General features: G+C 41.5%; 30 protein-coding genes. 1 reads left to right on the plus strand and 29 read right to left on the minus strand.

Annotated elements, in window-relative coordinates:
- On the plus strand, window positions 1-207 hold a 207-nt coding region (locus tag STRDD04_RS09025; protein ID WP_197460095.1), incomplete at its 5' end, for a transposase.
- Between the two features lie 209 nt (window positions 208-416).
- Here the strand turns inward: STRDD04_RS09025 and rplQ are convergent.
- The 29 genes from rplQ to rpsJ form a co-directional block, all read right to left on the minus strand.
- Window positions 417-803, minus strand: coding sequence for a 50S ribosomal protein L17 (gene rplQ / locus STRDD04_RS09030; protein WP_005591286.1), 387 nt, complete (start codon window positions 801-803; stop codon window positions 417-419).
- A gap of 11 nt (window positions 804-814) precedes the next feature.
- The gene (locus STRDD04_RS09035; protein WP_037617749.1) at window positions 815-1,753 is read right to left on the minus strand and encodes a DNA-directed RNA polymerase subunit alpha; all 939 of its coding nucleotides are present in this window, start codon (window positions 1,751-1,753) and stop codon (window positions 815-817) included.
- 45 nt (window positions 1,754-1,798) lie between these two features.
- Window positions 1,799-2,182, minus strand: a complete 384-nt coding sequence (gene rpsK / locus STRDD04_RS09040; RefSeq protein WP_001118386.1) for a 30S ribosomal protein S11 — start codon at window positions 2,180-2,182, stop codon at window positions 1,799-1,801.
- A 19-nt stretch (window positions 2,183-2,201) separates the two neighbouring features.
- Window positions 2,202-2,567: a 30S ribosomal protein S13 gene (gene rpsM, locus STRDD04_RS09045; protein WP_062201679.1), complete on the minus strand. Its 366-nt coding sequence runs from the start codon at window positions 2,565-2,567 to the stop codon at window positions 2,202-2,204.
- Window positions 2,568-2,584: 17 nt separating this feature from the next.
- Entirely contained in the window at window positions 2,585-2,701 is a 117-nt protein-coding gene (rpmJ, locus tag STRDD04_RS10730; protein WP_001808836.1) for a 50S ribosomal protein L36, read from the minus strand.
- 24 nt (window positions 2,702-2,725) lie between these two features.
- A complete protein-coding gene (gene infA, locus STRDD04_RS09050) occupies window positions 2,726-2,944 on the minus strand; it encodes a translation initiation factor IF-1 (RefSeq protein ID WP_001029883.1) in 219 nt (72 codons plus the stop codon).
- A gap of 115 nt (window positions 2,945-3,059) precedes the next feature.
- On the minus strand, window positions 3,060-3,698 hold the full coding sequence (locus tag STRDD04_RS09055; protein WP_037617752.1) for an adenylate kinase: 639 nt from the start codon (window positions 3,696-3,698) through the stop codon (window positions 3,060-3,062).
- 96 nt (window positions 3,699-3,794) lie between these two features.
- Complete coding sequence (secY, locus tag STRDD04_RS09060) at window positions 3,795-5,105, minus strand: preprotein translocase subunit SecY (protein WP_062201681.1); 1,311 nt, start codon at window positions 5,103-5,105, stop codon at window positions 3,795-3,797.
- Between the two features lie 12 nt (window positions 5,106-5,117).
- A complete protein-coding gene (rplO, locus tag STRDD04_RS09065) occupies window positions 5,118-5,558 on the minus strand; it encodes a 50S ribosomal protein L15 (protein ID WP_045498220.1) in 441 nt (146 codons plus the stop codon).
- Between the two features lie 153 nt (window positions 5,559-5,711).
- Window positions 5,712-5,894, minus strand: coding sequence for a 50S ribosomal protein L30 (gene rpmD, locus STRDD04_RS09070; RefSeq protein ID WP_003029471.1), 183 nt, complete (start codon window positions 5,892-5,894; stop codon window positions 5,712-5,714).
- A 13-nt stretch (window positions 5,895-5,907) separates the two neighbouring features.
- Window positions 5,908-6,402, minus strand: a complete 495-nt coding sequence (gene rpsE, locus STRDD04_RS09075) for a 30S ribosomal protein S5 (protein WP_037617759.1) — start codon at window positions 6,400-6,402, stop codon at window positions 5,908-5,910.
- 18 nt (window positions 6,403-6,420) lie between these two features.
- Complete coding sequence (rplR, locus tag STRDD04_RS09080; RefSeq protein WP_005592009.1) at window positions 6,421-6,777, minus strand: 50S ribosomal protein L18; 357 nt, start codon at window positions 6,775-6,777, stop codon at window positions 6,421-6,423.
- An 85-nt stretch (window positions 6,778-6,862) separates the two neighbouring features.
- Complete coding sequence (gene rplF / locus STRDD04_RS09085) at window positions 6,863-7,399, minus strand: 50S ribosomal protein L6 (protein WP_062201683.1); 537 nt, start codon at window positions 7,397-7,399, stop codon at window positions 6,863-6,865.
- Window positions 7,400-7,592: 193 nt separating this feature from the next.
- Complete coding sequence (gene rpsH, locus STRDD04_RS09090) at window positions 7,593-7,991, minus strand: 30S ribosomal protein S8 (protein ID WP_002899666.1); 399 nt, start codon at window positions 7,989-7,991, stop codon at window positions 7,593-7,595.
- A 284-nt stretch (window positions 7,992-8,275) separates the two neighbouring features.
- Window positions 8,276-8,461 carry a type Z 30S ribosomal protein S14 gene (locus STRDD04_RS10735; RefSeq protein ID WP_001085697.1) on the minus strand — a complete coding sequence of 62 codons (186 nt, stop codon included), beginning with the start codon at window positions 8,459-8,461 and terminating at the stop codon, window positions 8,276-8,278.
- Between the two features lie 17 nt (window positions 8,462-8,478).
- The gene (rplE, locus tag STRDD04_RS09095) at window positions 8,479-9,021 is read right to left on the minus strand and encodes a 50S ribosomal protein L5 (RefSeq protein WP_037617766.1); all 543 of its coding nucleotides are present in this window, start codon (window positions 9,019-9,021) and stop codon (window positions 8,479-8,481) included.
- A gap of 23 nt (window positions 9,022-9,044) precedes the next feature.
- On the minus strand, window positions 9,045-9,350 hold the full coding sequence (gene rplX, locus STRDD04_RS09100; RefSeq protein WP_015604250.1) for a 50S ribosomal protein L24: 306 nt from the start codon (window positions 9,348-9,350) through the stop codon (window positions 9,045-9,047).
- Window positions 9,351-9,429: 79 nt separating this feature from the next.
- A complete protein-coding gene (rplN, locus tag STRDD04_RS09105; protein ID WP_002894494.1) occupies window positions 9,430-9,798 on the minus strand; it encodes a 50S ribosomal protein L14 in 369 nt (122 codons plus the stop codon).
- Window positions 9,799-9,823: 25 nt separating this feature from the next.
- Window positions 9,824-10,084: a 30S ribosomal protein S17 gene (rpsQ, locus tag STRDD04_RS09110; protein ID WP_002885836.1), complete on the minus strand. Its 261-nt coding sequence runs from the start codon at window positions 10,082-10,084 to the stop codon at window positions 9,824-9,826.
- Window positions 10,085-10,111: 27 nt separating this feature from the next.
- On the minus strand, window positions 10,112-10,318 hold the full coding sequence (gene rpmC / locus STRDD04_RS09115; RefSeq protein ID WP_005591297.1) for a 50S ribosomal protein L29: 207 nt from the start codon (window positions 10,316-10,318) through the stop codon (window positions 10,112-10,114).
- 9 nt (window positions 10,319-10,327) lie between these two features.
- On the minus strand, window positions 10,328-10,741 hold the full coding sequence (rplP, locus tag STRDD04_RS09120) for a 50S ribosomal protein L16 (protein WP_015604249.1): 414 nt from the start codon (window positions 10,739-10,741) through the stop codon (window positions 10,328-10,330).
- 3 nt (window positions 10,742-10,744) lie between these two features.
- Window positions 10,745-11,398 (minus strand): 30S ribosomal protein S3, encoded by a 654-nt coding sequence (rpsC, locus tag STRDD04_RS09125; RefSeq protein WP_021002172.1) that lies wholly within the window; start codon window positions 11,396-11,398, stop codon window positions 10,745-10,747.
- A 12-nt stretch (window positions 11,399-11,410) separates the two neighbouring features.
- Window positions 11,411-11,755, minus strand: a complete 345-nt coding sequence (gene rplV, locus STRDD04_RS09130) for a 50S ribosomal protein L22 (protein WP_009443859.1) — start codon at window positions 11,753-11,755, stop codon at window positions 11,411-11,413.
- Between the two features lie 11 nt (window positions 11,756-11,766).
- Window positions 11,767-12,048, minus strand: a complete 282-nt coding sequence (gene rpsS, locus STRDD04_RS09135) for a 30S ribosomal protein S19 (RefSeq protein ID WP_000533766.1) — start codon at window positions 12,046-12,048, stop codon at window positions 11,767-11,769.
- An 86-nt stretch (window positions 12,049-12,134) separates the two neighbouring features.
- A complete protein-coding gene (rplB, locus tag STRDD04_RS09140; RefSeq protein WP_037617775.1) occupies window positions 12,135-12,968 on the minus strand; it encodes a 50S ribosomal protein L2 in 834 nt (277 codons plus the stop codon).
- 17 nt (window positions 12,969-12,985) lie between these two features.
- Window positions 12,986-13,285, minus strand: coding sequence for a 50S ribosomal protein L23 (locus tag STRDD04_RS09145; RefSeq protein ID WP_005591301.1), 300 nt, complete (start codon window positions 13,283-13,285; stop codon window positions 12,986-12,988).
- Window positions 13,285-13,908: a 50S ribosomal protein L4 gene (gene rplD / locus STRDD04_RS09150; RefSeq protein WP_062201685.1), complete on the minus strand. Its 624-nt coding sequence runs from the start codon at window positions 13,906-13,908 to the stop codon at window positions 13,285-13,287. Before rplD ends, STRDD04_RS09145 begins: the two co-directional genes overlap by 1 nt.
- 24 nt (window positions 13,909-13,932) lie before the next feature.
- Window positions 13,933-14,559 (minus strand): 50S ribosomal protein L3, encoded by a 627-nt coding sequence (rplC, locus tag STRDD04_RS09155; protein ID WP_062201687.1) that lies wholly within the window; start codon window positions 14,557-14,559, stop codon window positions 13,933-13,935.
- 84 nt (window positions 14,560-14,643) lie between these two features.
- A complete protein-coding gene (gene rpsJ, locus STRDD04_RS09160; protein WP_005591304.1) occupies window positions 14,644-14,952 on the minus strand; it encodes a 30S ribosomal protein S10 in 309 nt (102 codons plus the stop codon).
- Window positions 14,953-15,254: the final 302 nt, after the last annotated feature.

Raw genomic sequence — 15,254 nt, forward strand, 5'->3', positions numbered from 1 at the left:
AAAACCTTTCTCAAGGACAAAGATAAAATTATCAACGCTCTTGAACTCCCTTACTCAAATGCAAAGCTAGAGGCTACAAACAACCTCATCAAGGTTATCAAGCGCAACGCTTTTGGCTTTCGGAACTTTGACAACTTTAGAACTAGAATCCTCATCGCTTTGAATATCAAAAAGGAGAGAACCAATTCGGTCCTCTCCAGAGTATGACTTTTCGTTAACCCACTACAGTTGACAAAGAGCCCAAAAACGCCTGCTTACGAAATTGTTTTTTCAATAAAAGCAATTTCGTAAACAAGCGTCTACCCTTTCATCATGATGATGAGTGTTCCCGCTAGGAAAATTCCTAGCGGTAGACCAGAGCTAGACTAAGAGCATAAGAACTCCACCATCATAACACTCAACAAAATTGATAAAAATTATACTAATTCAATAATTGCCATTGGCGCAGCATCCCCACGGCGTGGTTCAGTCTTAAGAATACGAGTGTATCCACCATTGCGCTCAGCATAGCGAGGTGCCAATTCAGAGAATAATTTTTGAAGAGCTGTAGTTGTAGTGTATTTGTTAGTCTCTTCATTATAGTTTTCTGATGCAATTTCGTTACGTACAAAAGCTGCTGCTTGACGACGAGCATGCAAGTCACCACGTTTACCAAGAGTAATCATTTTTTCAACTGTTTTACGGATTTCTTTAGCACGAGCTTCAGTTGTTACGATTGATTCATTGATAATCAAGTCAGTAGTCAAATCGCGAAGCATTGCTTTACGTTGTGAGCTAGTGCGTCCTAGTTTACGGTAAGCCATGTATTCCTCCTTTATTTATCATTTCTTAACCCAAGACCAAGGTCGGCAAGTTTAACTTTAACTTCTTCAAGACTCTTGCGGCCCAAGTTACGAACTTTCATCATTTCAGGCTCTGATTTTTCTGTCAAATCAAAGACGGTATTGATACCTGCACGTTTGAGACAGTTGTAAGAGCGAACTGATAGATCCAATTCCTCAATAGTGCGTTCCAAAACACGATCATCTGATGTTTTTTCTGCTTCTTTCATGACATCAGTCGCAATAGCAACTTCTGTCAAATTAGTGAACAGATTCAAATGTTCCGTTAAGATACGGGCTGAAAGTCCCAAAGCATCCTCTGGAATAATGGTTCCATTCGTCAAAATTTCAAGGGTTAGTTTGTCAAAACCATCGTTGCTACCAACACGAGCTGGCTCAACTTGGTAATTAACTTTTGTCACAGGCGTGTAGATAGAATCCACCGCAAGTGTGCCCACTGGAGCATCATCTTTTTTATTTTCGTCAGCTGGTACATAACCACGACCGCTATTTACAGCCATTTTTGCTTTAAAGCTAGCACCTTCACTAATTGTAAAGAGATAATGATCAGGGTTTATAATTTCGATATCACTGTCTGTCAAAATATCCCCAGCAGTCACTGCTGCAGGTCCTTCAACATCCAACTCAATCATCTTTTCGTCTTGGACGTAAGATTTTACAGCAATCCCTTTGATGTTCAGAATAATCTGCATCACATCTTCACGGACCCCAGAAATCGTATCAAATTCGTGCAATACTCCTTCAATATTGATAGAAGTCACTGCTGCACCTGGAAGTGAGGCGAGAAGTACACGACGAAGAGAATTTCCAAGTGTCGTACCATAACCGCGTTCTAACGGCTCTACTACAAACTTGCCATAATTTTTATTTTCATCAATTTTTGTTATATTTGGTTTTTCAAACTCAATCATTTATTATACTCCCTCTTAAACGAAAAGCAGTGTAATTGTTTGTGATTATACACGGCGACGTTTTGGAGGACGAGCACCATTGTGTGGTACAGGAGTCACATCACGAATTGCTGTTACTTCAAGACCAGCGGCAGCAAGAGCACGAATAGCTGACTCACGACCAGAACCTGGACCCTTAACAGTAACTTCAACTGATTTAAGACCGTGTTCTTGTGCAGATTTAGCAGCAGCTTCAGAAGCCATTTGGGCAGCAAATGGTGTAGATTTACGAGAACCTTTGAAACCAAGAGCACCAGCTGATGACCAAGAAATTGCATTACCATGCACATCAGTAATCATAACAATAGTGTTATTAAATGTAGCGTGAATATGAGCAATACCAGATTCGATATTCTTTTTCACACGACGTTTACGTGTTGGTTTAGCCAAGACTTTTTACCTCCTTATATTATTTTTTCTTACCTGCAATCGCAACGGCTTTCCCTTTACGAGTACGAGCATTGTTCTTAGTGTTTTGTCCACGGACAGGAAGTCCACGACGGTGACGGATACCGCGGTATGAACCGATTTCCATCAAACGCTTGATGTTCAGGTTTACTTCACGACGAAGGTCACCTTCAACCTTGATTGCATCAACTTCACGACGGATTGCGTCTTCTTGATCTGATGTCAAATCTTTGACACGGACATCTTCTGAGATTCCAGCAGCCGCCAAAATTTTCTTAGAAGTTGGAAGTCCGATACCGTACACGTAAGTAAGTGAAACGACTACACGTTTGTCATTTGGAATGTCAACTCCAGCAATACGAGCCATTTTTTCTCCTTTCTATCTTATCCTTGACGTTGTTTGTGTTTTGGATTTGCTGGGCAAATTACCATAACACGACCATTACGACGAATAACTTTGCAGTATTCGCAAATTGGTTTGACCGATGGTCTTACTTTCATTTCTTATCCCTCCAAGTTTTTCGATTATTTAAAGCGGTAAGTGATCCGTCCACGTGTCAAATCATAAGGACTCATCTCCACAGTAACACGATCTCCCGCTAAAATACGAATATAGTTTTTACGAATTTTACCAGAAACTGTTGCTAAAATCTGATGTCCATTTTCAAGTTCAACCGTAAACATTGCGTTCGGCATAGTATCGACTACCTTGCCTTCAACTTCAATCACATCGTCTTTTGCCACGCAAAAGCACCTCCCTAAATTTCGATAGATTCCTCTGAGCACAGAGGTAACAATTATAAGTCAGACTAACTCATTGTATCACTACTTGTCAAATATTGCAAGCAGGAAAAACGCTTTATTTCAAATTTGACAAGACTTTTTCAATATCTGAGAAAACAGCCTCGATCTCTTGATTACCCTGAATGTCATGAACGAGTCCTTGGGCACGGTAATGATCAATAATTGGTTGACCTTGAGCAATGTTGACATCCAAACGACGTTTCACGGTTTCAGGTTTGTCGTCTTCACGTTGGTAATAGTCTTCTTCTTTGTAATCCACCGGTGGATTGAATACTTTATGGAAAGTTTCCCCTGTTTCGCGGTGGATAATCCGACCGCTCAAACGTTCTAGCAAGCTATCTGGATTCACTTCGATATTGATCACACCTTCCAACTGAATACCGAGCTCAGCAAGGATTTGATCCAAAGCATGAGCTTGATCAATTGTCCGTGGATAACCATCCAACAAGAAACCAGTTTCTTTAATATCATCTTGTGCCAAGCGCTCTTTCACGATTCCGTTTGTCACTTCATCTGGCACCAACTCGCCTTTAGAAATGTAGGATTTCGCCAATACACCCATTTCTGTTTCATTAGCCATAGCAGCACGGAACATATCTCCTGTTGAAATATGCGCAACATGGAATTGTTCTACAATTTTGGCTGCTTGCGTTCCCTTGCCTGCCCCTGGCAAGCCCATAATCAAAAGATTCATGATCTGTCTCCTTTTTTTGTTTTTAAAGCAATCTATTAAACCACTTAATAAACTTTTTTAAAAACAAAATAGAAGGTTGACTAGGTCAACCTGTTTCTATTCTGTTGTAGTATCCATAAATCCGACATACTTCCGCTTCAGAAGATAGCCTTCCAACTGTTTCATTCCTTCAATACCAGTTGAAATGATGATGAGAAGACTAGTTCCTCCAAGAGCAACCGCATCGGTCAGGCCGAAAAGGTCTTTTGCTAAGATTGGAATAATCGTTACAAATCCTAGGAAGAGGGAGCCAACTGTTGCCAACCGGCGAAGCAGTTTAGACATATAATCTTCAGTCCCTTTACCCGGCCGAACACCTGGGATATATGCTCCACTCTTTTGTAAATTCTCTGCTGTCTTTTCAGGATTAATCTGTACAAATGTATAAAAGAACGTAAAGAGAATAATTAAGAGAGCATACATAAACATACCACTGATGGTAGTAGTCGCAAGAAGCGACTGAGCTGTCCGAACCCAACCAGCATCATAACCCATGGCACTCACAAATTGGAAGATGGCTGCCGGAGCAGCTGTAATCGAACTTGCAAAGATAACCGGAATCACTCCAGCAGGATTGACTTTCAATGGTAAGTAAGAACTGGATGGTGCCCCTTTTGCAATTTTTGTATATTGAATCGGGATCTTGTATTCAGCTTGCTGCACAAATGTTGTAAAGTAGATAATAATCAAAACTGCAACAATCAAAATCCCTACAAAAATCGATGATGAAGTCAGCCGTTCACTTGGAACATTGACAAAATAATCTTCATAGATTCCTTTAATCATTCCAGGAATTCCTGACACAATCCCTGCAAAGATAATCATGGATACACCGTTCCCATAACCCTTATCGGTAATTTGCTCACCAAGCCAGGTCACAATCATTGAACCTGTCGTAAGCAGTGCCCCAATTAAGAGATAGGTTTGCCAGTTTGGTGTTGCTACCAACTTGGTCCGTGATAAGGTTGCAAATCCGGCGGTTATCCCAATAGATTGAACAAAAGCCAAGATTAAAGAGATATAGCGGGTTGCCTGATTAAGCTTTCTCCGTCCCACTTCTCCTTGCTTGCCCCACTCCACAAATTTTGGAAGCAAGTCCATTTGCAAGAGTTGCACCACAATTGAAGCTGTGATGTACGGACTAACACCGAGTGCGAAAACAGAGAAATTTCTCATCGCATTCCCAGAAACCAAGCTAAGCATATTTAAGAAAGGCAAATCGCTCAGACTGTTCAAAGCTTTAGCATTAATTCCTGGGACGGTTATGGTTGTACCAATACGGAATACTAAGATGATGAAAATGGTGAACAAAATCTTAGACCGTACTTGTTTTATTTTAAATGCGTCTTTTAATAGCTTGAAAAACATAGGTCACCTCTCTTAGATGACTTCGACTGAACCACCTTTAGCAGTGATAGCTTCTTCAGCTGATTTAGAGAATTTAGCTGCTTTAACAGTCAACTTCTTAGTCAATTCTCCGTTGCCAAGAATCTTAACACCAGATTTTTCAGCTTTTACAATACCTGCTTCGATGAGAACCACTGGAGTTACTTCTGCACCATCTTCAAAAACATTTAATTGGTCAAGGTTAACAATCGCATATTCCTTGCGGTTTACGTTCAAGAAACCACGTTTTGGTACACGACGGAACAAAGGAGTTTGTCCACCTTCAAAACCAAGACGAACACCGCCACCGCTACGAGCTTTTTGACCTTTTTGACCGCGGCCAGATGTTTTACCGTTACCTGATGATGTACCGCGACCTACACGGTTGCGAACTTTACGTGAACCTGCAGCAGGTTGTAATTCATGAAGTTTCATTATATTATTTCTCCTCTTTTGTAAAATGCTAGCGCTCATATAGGAGAAAAGGTGTCTCCTATATAAACTCGCCTATACATATATTTAGTTTTAGGGGCTGAGAAAGTTCTCAAATCCCCTAATGTATCTTAATAAAAGTTTTTCAGCTAAGGCTTACTTAACTTCTTCAACAGTTACCAAGTGAGATACAGCAGTAATCATACCGCGTACCGCTGCGTTATCTTCTTTGATTACTGAGCTGTTCAATTTGCCAAGTCCAAGTGCTACAACAGTTTTACGTTGTGACGGAATGCGTCCGATTGGAGACTTAGTCAAAGTAATTTTAATTTGAGCCATGAGTTCCCCTTTCTTAAGCCAAGTCAGAAACTGAAATACCACGAAGGGCAGCAACTTCTTCAGCGCGTTTAAGTTGTTTCAAACCTTCAACAGTTGCGCGAACGATGTTGACTGGAGTGTTTGAACCAAGTGATTTAGATGTAATATCTGCCACACCTGCCAATTCGATGACGGCACGAACAGCACCACCAGCAGCAACTCCAGAACCTTCAACAGCTGGCTTAAGCAATACTTTCGCTCCACCAAATTCTGAAAGAACTTCGTGAGGAATAGTTGTACCAACCATTGGAACTTCGATCAAGTTTTTCTTCGCATCTTCAACTGCTTTACGGATAGCTTCTGGTACTTCTTGAGCTTTACCAGTACCGAAACCAACACGGCCGTTGCGATCACCAACCACTACAAGAGCTGCAAAACGAAGACGACGTCCACCTTTAACAACTTTAGTAACACGGTTGACAGCAACTAAGCGTTCTTCAAGTTCAACTGCATTGTCTTTAAATGCCATTTTCTAGTGTCCTCCCTATTAGAATTTCAATCCGTTTTCACGAGCTGCATCAGCCAAAGCTTTTACACGTCCGTGATAGAGATATCCACCGCGGTCAAACACCACTTCAGAAATACCTTTAGCAACTGCACGTTCTGCAACGAGTTTACCTACAACAACGGCTTGTTCAGTTTTAGTTCCTTTTGAAACTTCTTTGTCAAGAGTTGAAGCGCTTGCGAGCGTTACACCCGCTACGTCATCAATCACTTGAGCGTAGATGCCTGTATTAGAACGGAATACGTTCAAACGTGGGCGATCAGCAGTTCCAGAGAGTTTTCCGCGAACGCGACGGTGGCGTTTTTGGCGGACTTTATTTTTATCTGGTTTCGTAATCACAATTTTCACCTCTTATTATTATTGACGTGCCTCAGCACAAAATCGGAAAATATATTGGCCGGCTGAGAAAATCAGCCAATCAATATTATTTACCAGTTTTACCTTCTTTACGGCGAACGAATTCACCAACGTAACGGATACCTTTACCTTTATATGGTTCTGGTGCACGAAGGCTACGTACATAAGCAGCTGTTTGTCCAACCGCTTCTTTTGAAATTCCGCTGATAACGATAGTCGTCGGGTTTGGAAGTTCAAAAGTAATTCCTTCAGGAGCTTCTACTTCGTCTGGATGAGATTTACCAACTGAAAGTACAAGTTTGCTACCTTGAAGTTGAGCACGGTAACCAACCCCGCGCATTTCAAGTTCTTTCTTGAATCCTTCTGATACACCAACAACCATGTTGTTAAGAAGGGCACGAGTTGTTCCGTGGATCGTTTTCATTTCTTTTGAATCGTTTGGACGGTGAAGAGTTACTTCAGTTCCTTCCACACGGATTTCAATATCTTTTGAGAACTCACGAGTCAGTTCTCCTTTAGGTCCTTTTAGAGTTACAACGTTGTCATTGTTAGTGAGTTCAACACCAGCAGGCAACACGATAACTTTATTACCAATACGTGACATGTATATTTTCTCCTGTTAGATTGTCAGGCCGCAAGCGACCAGTTTTCACGGGGTTAAAGATACTTATTGTGTTCAATAGCTAAATTGAACACGCTCTAAGAACTGTGCAAAATAGATAAGTTAGCTGGTTTGTAAACAAACTGCTCCAACTTCCTAATTTTGCTTTGTTCTTTACGAGCTTTGTATCTTAATTTTACCAAACGTAAGCGATAACTTCTCCACCAACATTTTTTTGGCGTGCTTCTTTATCAGTCAGCAAACCTTCAGATGTTGAAAGGATAGCAATTCCAAGTCCGTTCAAGACTTTTGGAAGATCTTCGCGTTTCTTGTAAACACGCAGACCTGGTTTTGAAACACGTTTCAAACCAGTGATAACTTTTTCACCATTTTGACCGTATTTAAGGAATACACGGATGATGCCTTGTTTGTCATCTTCGATGATTTCAACGTTTTTTACAAAACCTTCACGCTTCAGGATTTCAGCAATCCCTTTTTTGATGTTTGATGCAGGTACTTCAAGCACTTCGTGGTTCGCTTGGTTAGCGTTACGGATACGAGTCAAAAAGTCTGCAATTGGATCAGTCATAACCATTTTATATTTCTCCTCTTACTAGTAGTTTGCAAGTCGCACTTGCTAGTTAATACATGATACAGAGAGCGTTACAGCTAGAGCAAGAATAGGCGATTTGATGCAGGAGCGATGCTCTAAAGCAAATCGATCTTTTTTGTCGAAGCTGTAGCTCATGTTCAAATTGGAAAGCCAAACTGAACTCGGGCTAAACTCTGTGTGAAAAAGATAAACTTTCCTAGAAACTAAAGTTTCTTTGCCAAGTTTCCTATTTTCACTTGGAGTTTTGACGCCCTTGATATCTTAAATTACCAAGATGCTTTGGTAACGCCAGGAATTTGTCCTTTGTATGCTAATTCACGGAAGCAAACACGGCACAATTTAAATTTGCGGTATACTGAATGTGGACGGCCACATTTTTCGCAACGAGTGTAAGCTTGCGTAGAGAACTTCGCTGGGCGTTTGTTCTTAGCAATCATTGATTTTTTAGCCATTTGTTTTACCTCCTATATTATTTTGCAAAAGGCATTCCAAGGCCTTTAAGCAATTCGCGTGACTCTTCGTCAGTGTTAGCAGTTGTTACGATAACGATATCAAGACCGCGAGTCTTATCAACATCATCAAAGTTGATTTCTGGGAAGATCAACTGTTCTTTCACACCAAGTGTGTAATTTCCGCGTCCATCAAATGATTTTGTTGGAACACCGTGGAAGTCACGCACACGTGGAAGTGATACAGTAACCAATTTATCCAAGAATTCATACATACGTTCGCCACGAAGGGTTACTTTCGCACCGATCGCTACACCTTCACGAAGACGGAAGCCGGCGATTGATTTTTTAGCTTTAGTGATAAGTGGTTTTTGACCTGAGATAAGAGCAAGCTCTTCAGCAGCTTTTTCAAGGTTTTTAGCGTTTGATACAGCGTCACCGACACCCATGTTCAAAACGATTTTATCCACTTTTGGCACAGCCATAACAGATGAGTAGTTGAACTTTTCAGTCAGAGCAGGAACTACTTCTTTAAGATATTTTTCTTTTAAACGATTTGCCATTATACTTCTCCTTTCCTTCGTGATTAGTCAAGCACTTCGCCTGATTTTTTATTGTAGCGAACTTTTTTGCCATCTACAAATTTGTAACCAACGCGTCCCGCAACACCATTTTTGTCAAGAACTTGAACGTTTGACACATGGATTGGCGCTTCTTTTTCAACGATAGCACCTTGAGGGTTTTCGCTATTTGGTTTTTGGTGTTTCTTAACAAGGTTAACACCTTCAACAACAACTTTGTTTACTTTTGGAAGGGCTGCAACAACAAGCGCTTCAACACCCTTGTCCTTACCAGCAATTACGCGAACTTTGTCGCCTTTTTTTACAAACATTATTAGGTTTCTCCTTTGATTTCTTACGCCCATGAGGGCACCCTGGAAATCTTCCAGGGGACTTGTTTGATTTTTTAGATTAAAGTACTTCTGGAGCCAATGATACGATCTTCATGAAGCCGCCGTCACGCAATTCGCGAGCAACTGGGCCGAAGATACGAGTTCCGCGAGGAGTTTTGTCTTCACGGATGATGACTGCAGCGTTTTCGTCAAATTTGATGTATGAGCCATCTTTACGACGAGCACCTGATTTAGTACGAACGATAACCGCTTTTACAACGTCACCTTTTTTAACCGCACCACCAGGAGTAGCTTGTTTTACAGATGCAACGATGACATCACCGATGTTGGCGAACTTACGTCCTGAACCACCAAGAACTTTGATTGTCAGGATTTCACGAGCACCGCTGTTGTCAGCAACTTTCAAACGAGTTTCTGTTTGAATCATTTAAGTTTTCTCCTTTCTGGTTTGATTAGATGATAACCGCTTCTTCAACAACTTCTACAAGACGGAAGCGTTTTGTAGCTGAAAGCGGACGAGTTTCCATGATACGAACGATATCGCCTTCTTTGGCAACATTGTTTTCATCATGTGCTTTGTACTTCTTAGAGTAGTTAATACGCTTACCATAGACTGGGTGGTTACGTTTTGTTTCAACTACAACTGTGATTGTCTTATCCATCTTGTCAGAAACGACGCGTCCGACAAGGGTTTTACGTTGATTACGTTCCATTTTAGAATTTCTCCTTTCCCAAGTCTATTATTTAACTTCTGATTGAACAGTTTTGATACGTGCGATTTGTTTTTTCACTTCTTTCAAACGCGCTGTCTGCTCCAACTGACCAGTAGCGGCTTGGAAACGAAGGTCAAACAATTCTTTCTTCAATTCATTTTCACGCTTCGCGAGTTCTTCTTGAGAAAGACCACGAAGTTCTTTAACAAAATCTTGAATTTCTTTAAGTTTCATGCCTTCTCCTTATTCTGCTTCACGCTTTACGAATTTACATTTAACTGGTAATTTGTGGCTTGCAAGACGAAGAGCTTCACGAGCGATTTCTTCTGATACGCCAGCGACTTCAAACATCACTTTGCCACGTTTAACTGGTGCTACCCAACCTTCTGGAGCCCCTTTACCAGATCCCATCCGTACACCGATTGCTTTTGCAGTGTATGATTTGTGTGGGAAGATTTTGATCCAAACTTTACCACCACGTTTCATGTAACGAGTCATAGCGATACGGGCAGCTTCGATTTGACGGTTAGTGATCCAGTGGCTAGTAGTTGCTTGAAGACCATATTCTCCAAATGTTACTTCTTTACCACCTTTAGCTTCACCACGCATTTTTCCGCGGAATTCGCGACGGTGTTTAACACGTTTAGGTACTAACATTGGTTATTTACCTCCTTTAGTGTTTTTACGAGCCGGAAGAACTTCTCCACGGTAGATCCATACTTTAACACCAAGTTTACCGTAAGTAGTATCAGCTTCTTCCCAAGCGTAATCGATATCCGCACGAAGGGTGTGAAGTGGAACAGTTCCCTCAGAGTATCCTTCGCTACGAGCGATATCTGCACCGTTCAAACGACCTGATACTTGAGTTTTGATTCCTTTAGCTCCCGCACGCATTGTACGTTGGATTGCTTGTTTTTGAGCACGACGGAAAGCAACACGTTGCTCCAATTGACGAGCAATTCCTTCACCAACAAGGTGAGCATCTAAATCCGGTGATTTGATCTCGATAATGTTGATGTGGACTTGTTTACCAGTCAATTTGTTAAGTTTCGCACGAAGTGCATCAACGTTTGCTCCACCTTTACCGATAACCATACCTGGTTTAGCAGTGTGAAGTGAAACGTTAACTTTGTTTACTGCGCGTTCGATTTCGATAGTTGAAACAGCTGCGTCAGCCAATTCTTTTTGAACGAATTTACGGATTGCAAGATCTTCATGAAGGTAATCCGCGTATTCTTTTTCAGCATACCATTTGGCATCCCAATCACGGATGATGCCGACACGCATACCAATTGGATGTACTTTTTGACCCACGATTTTACCTCCTTATTTTTCTGCAACAACCACTGTGATGTGGCTAGTGCGTTTGTTGATTGGTGAAGCTGAACCTTTTGCACGTGGACGGAAACGTTTCATAGTTGGTCCTTCGTTTGCGAAAGCTTCAGATACTACCAAGTTAGCTTTTTCCAAACCAAAGTTATTTTCAGCATTAGCGATTGCAGAGTTCAACACTTTTTCGATAATACCAGCAGCTTTGTTTGGAGTGAATTTTAAGATTGCGATTGCGTCAGCGACGTTTTTACCACGGATGTTGTCAAGAACTAGACGAGTTTTACGAGGTGAAACACGCACTGTACGAGCCATTGCTTTAGCTGAAGTAATTTCTGCCATTTATGTTCTCCTTATTTTCTACGTGTTTTCTTGTCGTCTGCAGCGTGACCTTTGTAAGTACGAGTTGGTGCAAATTCACCAAGCTTGTGACCTACCATGTCTTCTTGGATGTAAACAGGTACGTGTTTACGTCCGTCATAGACTGCGATTGTGTAACCGATGAAACTTGGGAAGATCGTTGAACGACGTGACCAAGTTTTGATAACTTTTTTCTTTTCGTCGTTAGCTTGAGCTTCAACTTTTTTCATCAAATGCTCATCGACGAAAGGTCCTTTTTTAAGACTGCGTCCCATTTTTATGTTTTCTCCTTTAAAATAAGTACCACAGCGGCCTGCGCTGCTAAGCAGCGCTACCGAGCTGGCGGATAGATTGTTTTAGATTATTTCTCGTTGCGACGACGAACGATAAGTTTGTCAGATTTCGCTTTCTTGTTACGAGTTTTAAGACCAAGAGCAGGTTTGCCCCATGGAGTAGATGGTGCTTTACGACCAACTGGTGCTTTACCTTCACCACCACCGTGTGGGTGATCGTTAGGGTTCATTACAGAACCGCGAACTGTTGGACGGATGCCTTTCCAACGGCTACGTCCTGCTTTACCAAGGTTCACCAAGCCATGTTGTTCGTTTCCGACAACACCAACTGTAGCGCGGCAAGTGCCAAGAATCATACGAACTTCGCCTGATTGAAGACGAACAAGAGTGTATTTACCTTCTTGACCCAATACTTGAGCAGAAGCTCCAGCAGCACGGACCAACTCACCACCACGACCTGGTTTCAACTCGATGTTGTGAACCAAAGTACCAACTGGGATGTTAGCAAGCGGAAGTGCGTTACCGATCTTGATATCTGCTTCAGGACCTGAAACGATACGTTGACCTACTTCAAGACCTTTAGGAGCGATGATGTATGCCTTCACACCGTCAGTATAGTGCACCAAAGCGATGTTTGCTGAACGGTTTGGATCGTACTCGATAGTTTTAACTACTGCTTCAACAGCATCTTTGTTACGTTTGAAGTCAATCAAACGGTAGTGACGTTTGTGGCCGCCACCTTGGTGACGAACAGTGATGCGTCCGTTGTTGTTACGACCAGCTTTGTTCTTAAGTGAAACGAGCAAAGATTTTTCTGGAGTGCTAGTAGTGATTTCAGCGAAATCCAAAGAAGTCATATTACGGCGACCGTTTGTTGTTGGTTTATAAACACGAATTCCCACGATATTTCCTCCTTAGATTATTCTGCTTCAGCAGCTCCGAACAACTCGATTGCTTTTGAATCTGCTGTCAGAGTGATGATAGCTTTTTTAGTTTTGTTAGTAAAACCAGTGTAACGTCCAACGCGTTTAGCTTTAGGTTTTACGTTGATAGTGTTGACATTAGCAACTTTAACTCCTTCAAAAGCAGCTTCAACAGCTTGCTTGATCAAAAGTTTGTGAGCGCGAGTGTCTACTTCAAATACGTACTTTCCTGCTTCAAGCTGAGCCATTGAGCTTTCAGTGATCACAGGTTTTTTGATAACGTCATACAAATTCATTATGCAAGAACCTCCTCGATTTTAGAGATAGCTGCTTGAGTAACAAGAAGTTTGTCGCTGTTTGCGATGTCAAGAACACTTGCAGATGTTGCTGTTGTAACTTTAACGTTTGGAAGGTTGCGTGCTGAAAGTGCAGCAAATTCATTTCCTTCTTCAAGAACAACAAGTACTTTTGTGTCGATGCTCAATGCTGCAAGCACTTTTGCAAACTCAGCAGTTTTTGGAGCTGTAAATGAAAGGCTGTCTACAGCTACGAATTTGTTTTCAGCAACTTTTTCAGAGTAAACTGATTTAAGTGCCAATCTACGAACTTTACGTGGAAGTTTGTAAGCATATGAACGAGGAGTTGGACCGAAGACGATACCACCACCACGCCATTGTGGAGAACGGATAGAACCTTGACGCGCACGTCCAGTTCCTTTTTGACGCCATGGTTTGCGTCCGCCGCCTGATACTGCAGAACGATTTTTAACAGCGTGAGTTCCTTGACGAAGACTAGCGCGTTGGCTGACGATAACGTCAAAGACAACAGCTTCGTTTGGCTCAATACCAAAGATTGCGTCATTAAGAACTACTTCACCAGCTTCTTTACCAGTTTGGTCAAATAATTTTACGTTTGCCATTGTGACTGATTTCCCCTTTCTTTATTATTTACCAGCTTTAACTGCTGACTTGATAGTGATAAGAGATTTCTTAGCACCTGGTACGTTACCTTTAATCAGGATAACGTTCTTCTCTGGAACAACCTGTACGATTTCAAGGTTTTGAATCGTTACGCGGTTGCCACCCATACGTCCAGCCAAGCGTTTGTTTTTGAAAACTCGGTTTGGCGCAACTGGTCCCATTGAACCAGGACGACGGTGGTAGCGTGAACCGTGAGCCATTGGGCCGCGAGATTGGCCGTGGCGCTTGATAACACCTTGGAAACCTTTACCTTTTGAAGTTCCTGTTACATCAACAACATCACCAGCTTCGAATGTAGCGACAGTGATTTCTGCTCCAACTTCCAAGCCTTCAATGTTTTTGAATTCACGAATGAAGCGCTTAGGAGCTGTGTTAGCTTTCGCTACATGGCCTTTGGCAGGTTTGTTGCTCAATACATCACGAAGGTCATCGAAACCAACTTGAACTGCGTTGTAACCGTCTGTTTCAACTGTTTTAACTTGAAGAACTACGTTTGGAGTTGCTTCAACAACAGTTACAGGGATTAATTCGCCAGCTTCAGTGAAGATTTGAGTCATTCCCACTTTTTTCCCTAAGATTCCTTTTGTCATGAGAAAATGTTTCCTTTTCTAAAATTTTGTTTAAAAAGTTTTTAACGAGCGTTTTTTATGCTCTGGTTTGAATCAAACTTTAGATTAAAGTTTGATTTCTACGTTCACACCACTTGGAAGATCCAACTTCATCAAAGCGTCAACTGTTTTTTGAGTTGGGTTGATGATGTCGATCAAGCGTTTGTGAGTACGCATTTCAAATTGTTCGCGAGAATCTTTGTATTTGTGAGTCGCACGAATGATTGTGTAGAGGCTACGCTCAGTTGGAAGTGGGATTGGACCCGCAACTTCAGCACCTGTACGTGCAGCAGTTTCTACGATTTTTGCAGCCGCTGTATCAAGTGTACGATGTTCGTAAGCTTTTAAGCGGATGCGGATTTTTTTGTTTGCCATCTTTTTCTCCTTTTCGTCTATTTAAGATAATAGGCTAGCTCCACAAGAAAACCGACAGGTGGTTGCGTGGCAATGCAACCGAGCGTGTCGCAACCTCTTGCATCAAAGCTACACGCTGTTTTTTTACAGCACCATAGTATCTTAACACAAAGAACCAAGCATTGCAAGGGATTTGAGCAAGTTTTTTTAATTTTTTTAGTTGAAAGCGCCCCCTTTTCTTATTGATCTTTTGTCATCCTATGGAAAATCAAGAAAGTGGAAATTGAAAACCCTATTAGTCGTAACTATAAATACAAAAATAC

It is taken from the genome of Streptococcus sp. DD04, assembly GCF_001578725.1.
GTDB classification, from domain to species: Bacteria; Bacillota; Bacilli; order Lactobacillales; family Streptococcaceae; genus Streptococcus; species Streptococcus sinensis.